General features: G+C 72.7%; 8 protein-coding genes and 1 pseudogene. 5 read left to right on the forward strand and 4 right to left on the reverse strand.

The features are described from left to right. Window positions 1-363: 363 nt before the first annotated feature. The 3 genes and pseudogenes from AB0F18_RS20485 to AB0F18_RS20495 all read left to right on the forward strand — a co-directional run. Window positions 364-780, forward strand: coding sequence for a hypothetical protein (locus AB0F18_RS20485; RefSeq protein ID WP_362062639.1), 417 nt, complete (start codon window positions 364-366; stop codon window positions 778-780). Further along, the gene (locus AB0F18_RS20490; RefSeq protein ID WP_362062641.1) at window positions 777-1508 is read left to right on the forward strand and encodes a hypothetical protein; all 732 of its coding nucleotides are present in this window, start codon (window positions 777-779) and stop codon (window positions 1506-1508) included. The genes AB0F18_RS20485 and AB0F18_RS20490 overlap by 4 nt, the downstream gene beginning before the upstream one ends. A gap of 50 nt (window positions 1509-1558) precedes the next feature. Then, a pseudogene (locus AB0F18_RS20495) lies at window positions 1559-1729 on the forward strand (translation factor Sua5); the annotation flags it as partial. 14 nt (window positions 1730-1743) lie between these two features. Here AB0F18_RS20495 and AB0F18_RS20500 read toward each other — a convergent pair. Next, the gene (locus tag AB0F18_RS20500; protein ID WP_362062643.1) at window positions 1744-2385 is read right to left on the reverse strand and encodes a carbonic anhydrase; all 642 of its coding nucleotides are present in this window, start codon (window positions 2383-2385) and stop codon (window positions 1744-1746) included. Window positions 2386-2692: 307 nt separating this feature from the next. Next, on the reverse strand, window positions 2693-2869 hold the full coding sequence (locus tag AB0F18_RS20505; protein WP_362062645.1) for a hypothetical protein: 177 nt from the start codon (window positions 2867-2869) through the stop codon (window positions 2693-2695). Window positions 2870-3432: 563 nt separating this feature from the next. Here AB0F18_RS20505 and AB0F18_RS20510 point away from each other — a divergent pair. After that, entirely contained in the window at window positions 3433-4806 is a 1374-nt protein-coding gene (locus AB0F18_RS20510; RefSeq protein WP_362062647.1) for a TerD family protein, read from the forward strand. Between the two features lie 274 nt (window positions 4807-5080). Here AB0F18_RS20510 and AB0F18_RS20515 read toward each other — a convergent pair whose 3' ends face one another. Continuing rightward, the gene (locus AB0F18_RS20515) at window positions 5081-5512 is read right to left on the reverse strand and encodes a LysR family transcriptional regulator (RefSeq protein WP_362062657.1); all 432 of its coding nucleotides are present in this window, start codon (window positions 5510-5512) and stop codon (window positions 5081-5083) included. Here AB0F18_RS20515 and AB0F18_RS20520 point away from each other — a divergent pair. Then, on the forward strand, window positions 5423-5986 hold the full coding sequence (locus AB0F18_RS20520) for a GNAT family N-acetyltransferase (RefSeq protein WP_362062649.1): 564 nt from the start codon (window positions 5423-5425) through the stop codon (window positions 5984-5986). The two genes, AB0F18_RS20515 and AB0F18_RS20520, sit on opposite strands and share 90 nt — an antisense overlap. A gap of 114 nt (window positions 5987-6100) precedes the next feature. Here AB0F18_RS20520 and AB0F18_RS20525 read toward each other — a convergent pair whose 3' ends face one another. Then, window positions 6101-7195, reverse strand: coding sequence for a polyprenyl synthetase family protein (locus AB0F18_RS20525; protein WP_362062651.1), 1095 nt, complete (start codon window positions 7193-7195; stop codon window positions 6101-6103). Between the last annotated feature and the right edge of the window lie 164 nt (window positions 7196-7359).

Genomic DNA, 7359 nt, shown 5'->3' on the forward strand with positions numbered 1-7359 from the left:
GCGGTGCTGCTCGCGGGCATTCCGGCTACGGCGGGTACATCATCTACTCCGACCGTACGGTGTCTACGTCGTCATCTGCGGTGAGTGACGTCCCATCTCGACGATTCGCTCCGGGAGGGTCACGCTCTCCCGGAGCGATCGGAATGCCCTCTTCAGCACTGCCCGCGCCGTAGCATCGTCCCCTGCGGACCGCTTCCGGCAGGTCCGCATGCGGTGGTGGCCGAGGGGCGGGGGGCCTGACGTGGAACGGGCATCATGGGAGCCTGCGTTACCCAACAAGGGGCAGGACGACACGTCATCAGCGCCCGTCGGGATGACCTGAGGGCCGCCCTGCGTGAGGCTGCCGACGGGCCGCGACCCGTCGTGTACGTCGACGACGCGGACGAGGAACTGCCGGCCGGACTGGTGGCGCCACCGGACGGCCCCGACTGGTTCGCCGCGCTCACCGACCTCGCGCTGATCACGGCCACCGAGTGCGGTCCGGCGGTGGTCCAGCCGTACCGGTCCCTACTCGACCTCAGGTACCGCTGGCGCCGGCCGGTCGCGCACCGTACCGCGATCACCCAGGCGGCCGGCCGCGACCGCCGCCTGCTGGACGCGACTGCCGACCAAACCCGCCGACAGGCCCTCGCAGAACACTCCCTGTACCTCACGGACGACCCGGTCGTCCGCAAGACGCTGTTCCCGCCCGCGCCGGCTGGCTGCTCGACGGTTGGCTCCGGCACACCCCCGACGGATTCCGCGTGGTGTGCGACCACGACGACCGGCCCTTGGGCATGAGCTACACCCCGCTGCTCACCGACCGTTCGGTCGCCGTGATCGAACCCGTGACCCGCCAGCACACCGACTGGCTGGCCGCCTCGGCAGGCGGGACCTTCATGGGAATGGCGGCGTGCGAGGACGGCCACCCGGAAGCGCATGCCGCACTGCTGCGCCAGATCCTGACGAACGGTATCGGGACGCGGCGGATGGGGGTGGCCACGCCGTCCCCCGACTACCAGCAACCGGTGCGCCGACTCGCCTTCGGCCTCATCGGCACGGCGCGGCAGGAGACGTCCGACGGCGGGCAGTGCGCGGAGGTCCACGAACTGGCGTTTCCCACACCGGACAGCCTGACCGCCTGGCTGGGCCGGATCGCCGCCACCGGCCTGACCGGGCCATTCCCGCCGAACCTGCGATGGTGCGTGGCGGAGGTCCGCAAGGCGCTGGAACACCTTCACGACCCCGTCCGCCTGGCCCGGAGCGCGCTGCTGGCCTCGACGGTGATCCCGACCGCGAAGGAGCTTCGGCGGTCGTTGGTGGACGCGATCGGTGACCTCATGGCCTCCGACGACCCGCGCACCGCCCAGGCGGGCCGGATCCTCGACGCGTACTACGTACGCTGCCGGTCCGACCACGTCGGCGTGGCACACCGTGTGCACCTGAGCCGGGCCACGTACTTCCGCCGACTGGACCACGGCCTGACCCGGATCGCCCAGCAGATGCTGGCCCGACGCGACGCACCCTGACCCCGGACGTCCGACGGCCGGCGGACCGGGCCCCGTTACGGTGAGGCCGCTCGGCGGCCGCCCACGCGCGCAGCCCGTACGGCTTCCTGCTCCGGCCCGGCCGGCAGGGATGTGACCTCATCGTCGCCTACCTGCCGACCGGGGACGGGCTGGGGCTCGCCATCGCGAACCGGCTCCACCTCGCCGCGGGACCACGTGGAGCGGCCCTCGGCGCCGTGTGAGCCGGCCGGGGCGGTCAGGACGCGGGGGTTGCCGCCGCTTCGAGCCCGCGGGTGGTGACGAGCTGGGCGCTGCCGTCGGCCAGGCGGTAGGACATCCCCACCACGCCGAGCCGGCCGGCAGCCACGGCCTCGGCCAGGACCCGGGAGCGTTCCAGCAGCAGGTCCACGGTGTGCTCGATGTGCTCGGCCAGGATTTCCTCGGCGCTCTCGCGTCCGGCGGCGCGGGCGGCCAGCACGCTCGGGGTCACCCGTTCGACCACGTCCCGGACGAAGCCGCCCGGCGTCTGGCCGTCCTGGAGGGCGGAGCAGGCCGCGGCGACCGCGCCGCACGAGTCGTGGCCCAGGACGACGACCAGCGGGGCGTTCAGGACGCTCACGCCGAACTCGATGGAGCCGAGGACCTCGGTACCGGCGACATGACCGGCGGTGCGGACCACGAACAGGTCGCCCAGACCGCGGTCGAAGATGATCTCGGCGGCCAGGCGGGAGTCGGAGCAGCCGAACAGCACGGCGAACGGCCGCTGGGACGGCGCGGTCTCGGCGCGGCGGACGGCGTCCTGGTTCGGGTGCTCAGGAGTGCCCGCCACAAAACGCTGGTTACCGGATATCAACAGGTCGAAAGCGTCACGGGGCGTCGGAGTCTTGATCTCACTCATGGCAGGCAGCCTACGATCCGGCACCTTCCCCCGCACCGCCAGGTCGAGCCCGCAGCCTGTACGCGAAGCGACGCCGACGGCTCGGACGGCACCTGGGGCAACACGTTTCACCGCTCCTTGCGGGCAGCGGCAGCCGCCCGCACGTCTCCTGTGCACAGCTTCCGGAACGGAAAGCGGGCAGGGACGAGGGCGCTCCAGTCGGCGCGGGTGATGGGGCCGCCGAGGCGCTCGCACAGCCGGTCGGCAGCCGTGGCGCGCCATCGGGACACGTCCCAGGAACGGATGTCGCTCGCCGCCGACGCGCTGATCAGCCGAGTCCCGTCGGCGCTGAAGCGCACGCCCGCCCACGACCCCCGGTCTCGTGCGGCAGCGCTGCCAGCGTCGCGCCGTCGTCCGTCGCGAACAGGTGAACGCCCTTGTCCGCGACGGCGGCCAGGACCGTCCCGTCCGGGAAGAAGTCCAGGGCCATCGCGGACGCCGACATGCCGGCGGTGTAGGCCTCGCCCAGCACAAGTGCACCGAACCGTCAGCCCCCCGCGGAGGCCAGCTCCCCGCCGGTCAGGGAGAAGACGAGTCCGCTGACCCCGCCCGGCAGCCGTGGCAGCAGGTCCGGCTCCGGGTCGCCGTCTGGTCCACGTCCTTGCGGGAGGCGCCGAAGACGGGTCCGACGCGCCGCGTGGTACGGGGATCCCACGTGATCGCCTTCCCCTCGTCGTCGATGGCGAGCAGCCCGTTGCCGTCCGGGGTGAAGCCCACCCAGCCGCCGACGCCGCCGAGCAGGGCGCGGCATGCGCTTCCCCCGTCCGCGCCCGACCGCTCCGGCTGACGAGGACTCTACCGACCGTCCGGGCATTGCGCGGCGGGCTTGCGCACAGGACGGCTCTTCAGGGTCTCGGGGTCCCGCCTGACCCGGGCCCTGGAACGCCCCCGGCCCGGGGCCCTTCCGCACGATGTTGCCGGAGTCGCCGAGCGAGACGACGGAAGTGCTCCCCGCCCGCAGGGAACAAGTGCTCGACGTCAGGGCAACTGGCCTGCGACGATGCCGTTATGACGCAGATCATCAAGGGGGGCAATCTGCCCGTGTCCGGCGAGCCCATGCGGGTCGCGGTAGTCCGTGGCGCGGACGGGCCCGGTGTGCCGGAGATCGACCCGGCGGCACTGCTTCTGGACGACAGCGGCAGGGTGAGGGGGCGGAGTGACCTGATCTTCTACAACCAGCGCTCGCACGCCGCCAGCGCCGTGGCGCTGCTGGGCCACGCCCGGAGCGAGGACGGCCGGTTGGCGGACTGGCTGGAGATCGCCCCGGGCCGGGTCGAGCCGGAAGTGGAACGGATCGTCATCGCGGCCTCCGCAGAGGGCGGGACCTTCGGTGAGGTACCAGGGCTGTACGTGGAGGCCGTCAGCACGGTGACGGGCCGGCGGATGGCGGTGTACTCGGTCGACGACGACGATGCCACGACCGAAACCGCCTACGTACTGGGTGAGTTCTACCGCCGGGACGGGGGCTGGAAGTTCCGTGCGGTCGGGCAGGGGTACGACTCCGGGCTTCCGGGGCTGGCCACCGACTACGGGTTCACGGTGGAGGAGGAAGAGCCCGAGGCGGAGCCGGCCGTCGCGCCGCCCCCCGCGCCCGCGCTGCCCGAGGCTCCCCCGCCCGCCCCACCGCTTCCGGAGCCGGTCTCGGCCGAGGGCACGGACGCCGTCCCCGAGGCGGCCCTCGCCCTGCCCGCCGGCACTCCTGTTTCCAAGACCGGCGCGCCACTGCTGGGCACCTTCACGAAGCGACTGAACCGGCTCCCCACCGACTTCGGCCCGGACTTCCCCGTCTTCTCGCAGGAGGGCAGGGGCGAGGACATCGTCCGGGTGGACGTTCCCATACCGGCCGGGTTCGCGGTGGTCGACGTGGAGCGGGTAGGAGACAGCGTCTTCGACGTCACCGCGCTGAACCACCGCAACAGCGAGAGGTCCCCCTCGGTCATCCACAGCTGGCTGGAGGACTTCAACGGCCGCGGACTCGTCGACCACGACGGGAACGGACCGCTGCGGCTGCGCGTGAAGGGGCGGGGCGAGTGGAAGGTCACCGTGAGCCCGGTCTCGGTGCTGCGGGACGTCTCCGAACGCGTCGAGGGCACCGGTCCTGACGTCCTGGCGTACGCGGGCCCTGCCATTGACCTCGCCATCAGGCATCGCAACAGCAGGGACGAGGCCTGGTTCCGGCTCGAGTCCGTCCGGCGCAGCGCCTCGCGCCGTGTTCTGTACACCGGGTACAAGTCGGGACGGAGCACGGTGGCTCTGACGCGAGGGGCCAGGCTGCTGGTCGTCTCGTGTGACAGCCCCTGGTCGATCACCCCCCGCGAGGTCACCCCTCACCCCAACCGGCGGGAAGGCGAGATCCCGCCCTTCTGGAAGCGCCTTCGCTGAACACGCGGGCGGCGGCCGGACCGATCCAGCGGCGGGCCGCCGCCGGTGGCCCCCGTCCCGCGGAGCAATCGGGCCGGGCTAGGCCGTCTCTTTGGGATCTTGCCGGTCAAGCCCGCGTCGTCCGGTGAGGCTGGGGAGGGCGGAACGGGTCGTCTGGAACTCGTGGCGAGCGCCAGCCGCAGCCGGGGCGGGTCCTGGGCCAGCGGGCGCCACGCCAGTCGCGGCTCCTCCGCGGCGGGTCGGGGCCGCAGCGCGACCACCGGGTCGCCCGAGATCAACTCCGCCAGCAGCAGCGCCCGGCGCGGAGCCGCGGTGCGCACGGCGGGCCGCCATCCGGCGGCGTGGCAGGCGGCCAGTACGGCGTCGTGGTAGCCGTGAGCGTCGTCCCGGCCGGAGAGCGCGCGTACAGGAGCACGCCGGCCTCCGTCTCCAGCGGGCGGAGCTGCCGGCTCAGCGACGGAGACCGCAAGCCGAGGCGCTGCGCCGCCCGTGAAATTGCGTTGCGCTGCCGGTGGGAGGCGCCTAGAACTGCCTTGTCTCCAAGACGAGTCGTTGAGGGCTCCGCGGTCCGGTCACCCGGGGTGCCGGACAGCCCTCGGGGAGGAACACCGGACCGATGACCACGCTGTCGCTGCCCTTCCGCACCGAACGGCTCCTCTTGCGTCCGTTCACACCGGACGACCTCGATGACCTGTACGCCTACCAGGGCCTCCCCGAGGTCGCCCGTTACCTCTACCGGCAGCCGCTCACCCGTGAGCAGTGCGCGCAGAGCGTGTCACGGCGCGCGGCCGGAACGGCATGGGCCGCGGACGGTGACGACCTGGTGGTCGCCGTCTGCCCGGCCGACGAGGGAAAGGTCGTCGGGGAGGTCGTCCTGAAACTCGCGAGCGCGCGGGCTCGCCAGGTCGAGATCGGCTGGGCCGTCAACCCCGCGTACGGCGGCCGGGGTTACGCGACCGAGGCGGCGCGGGCGGTCGCCGGGCTGGCTTTCGCCGCATTGGGCGCCCACCGGCTCTTCGCCCGCCTCGACGTACTCAACACCGGCTCGGTACGGGTGTGCGAACGCCTCGGCATGCGCCGGGAGGCGCACCTCGTCGAGAACGACCTGGACGAGGTGCGCTGGGGCAGTGAGTACGTCTACGCGATGCTCGCCCGCGAGTGGAAGGCCGGCCGGGGCTGATGCAGGACCCCATCGCCTGCGGGACCGGGCCCGAGCCGTGCGCGGCCGCCGGGCCGGCTGATGTGAGGACCGGGGAGCCGCAGTCGTACCGGCGGCGGGATCGGGGAAGGCCCGCTATCGGTCGCGGGTGACGCTCCAGGCCGGCATGTGCTCGAAGAACGCCACGGCGTCCGGGCGCCAGTGCTCCCGCCACGTGGTGGTCTGGGCCGCGGCCCGGCGTGCGTAGCGGTCGGCGTCGGCCCGCAGCTGCCGGTCGATACCGTGCGCCCGCGCGATGCCGCGCAGGCGTTCGAGGGTGTCGTCGTCGCAGCCCGGATCTCCCAGCGCTTCGTCCAGCAGCTTGCGTTCGCTCTCGTCGCAGACGGCCACAAGGGCGCGGACGGCGTAGCTGCGGCGGCCGGAACGGATGTCGGAGCCGACCGGCTTGCCGAGGGATTGCGGGTCACCGAACAGGTCGAGCCAGTCGTCGTGGATCTGGTTGGCGATGCCCAGGGCGGTCGCGTAGCGGCGCAGTTCGCCGTCGTGCGGGGCGAGGTCGGCTCCCGCGGCGAGCAGTCCCATGCGCAGGGGGGCGAGGATGGAGTAGCGGGTGGACTTGTACTCGGTGACCTCGTGGAGGAGGTCGAGGTCGGGCGTGGGGTGGAAGTCGCGTTCCAGGTCGAGGAGTTGTCCTGCCACGGTGGCCGCCGCGGTGTCGGCGTGGACGGCGGCCATGGCCAGGGCGCGGTCGGGGGGCAGGGTGCCGGTGAGCAGGACGCGGCCGGCGAGGAAGGCGGCCAGGTCGCCGGCGAGGACGGCGAGGGCGAGGGCGGTGTCGGGCCGGTCCGGGAAGTCCTGGCGGTAGGCGTAGTAGGTGGAGGGGCCGCCGCGGCGTGTGGGGGCGTCGTCGATGATGTCGTCGTGGATCAGGCCGTGGGTCTGCAGCAGCTCGATGCTGATGGCGGCCTCGTCCAGTCCCGGAACGCTCTCGTCGTCGGTGACCAGGGCCGCGGCTTCGTGGAGCAGGATCACGCGCAGCCGTTTGCCGCCGCGCAGCGACAGCTCGCGCACCAGCTCCAGCGCACGGGCGGGGAAGGTGCCGTGCCGCGGTATCTCCAAGCGGCTGCCCGCGGGGTCGGTCAGGGAATCGAAGTAGGCGGCGAAGCGGGCGTCGAACCGGCGCTGATGGCCGGCCGCGCGCCGCCAGGCGGCGGTGAGGGCGTCGTTCACCGGCCCAGCCTGCCACGTTCCACGCACCGATCGGTTCCCCGTCCGATCCGTCCGGCCTTCATGGCCTCGCCGGCGTCTGTTCGGCGGAGCCGGTCGCCCGGCGGCCCGTCCCTAGGGTCTGTCGTCAAAGTCCCGTCTGCCCCTCCGGGCGACGACGGGACTTT

Source organism: Streptomyces sp. NPDC029216, assembly GCF_040648015.1.
GTDB lineage: Bacteria > Actinomycetota > Actinomycetes > Streptomycetales > Streptomycetaceae > Streptomyces.

Bases quoted from the DNA above. Each gene is read 5' to 3' on its own strand.
- AB0F18_RS20505 (WP_362062645.1), bottom strand. From the start codon at position 2,869: ATGTCGGCGTCCGCGATGGCCCTGGACTTCTTCCCGGACGGGACGGTC.
- AB0F18_RS20510 (WP_362062647.1), top strand. From the start codon at position 3,433: ATGACGCAGATCATCAAGGGGGGCAATCTGCCCGTGTCCGGCGAGCCC.
- AB0F18_RS20500 (WP_362062643.1), bottom strand. From the start codon at position 2,385: ATGAGTGAGATCAAGACTCCGACGCCCCGTGACGCTTTCGACCTGTTG.
- AB0F18_RS20490 (WP_362062641.1), top strand. From the start codon at position 777: ATGAGCTACACCCCGCTGCTCACCGACCGTTCGGTCGCCGTGATCGAA.
- AB0F18_RS20520 (WP_362062649.1), top strand. From the start codon at position 5,423: ATGACCACGCTGTCGCTGCCCTTCCGCACCGAACGGCTCCTCTTGCGT.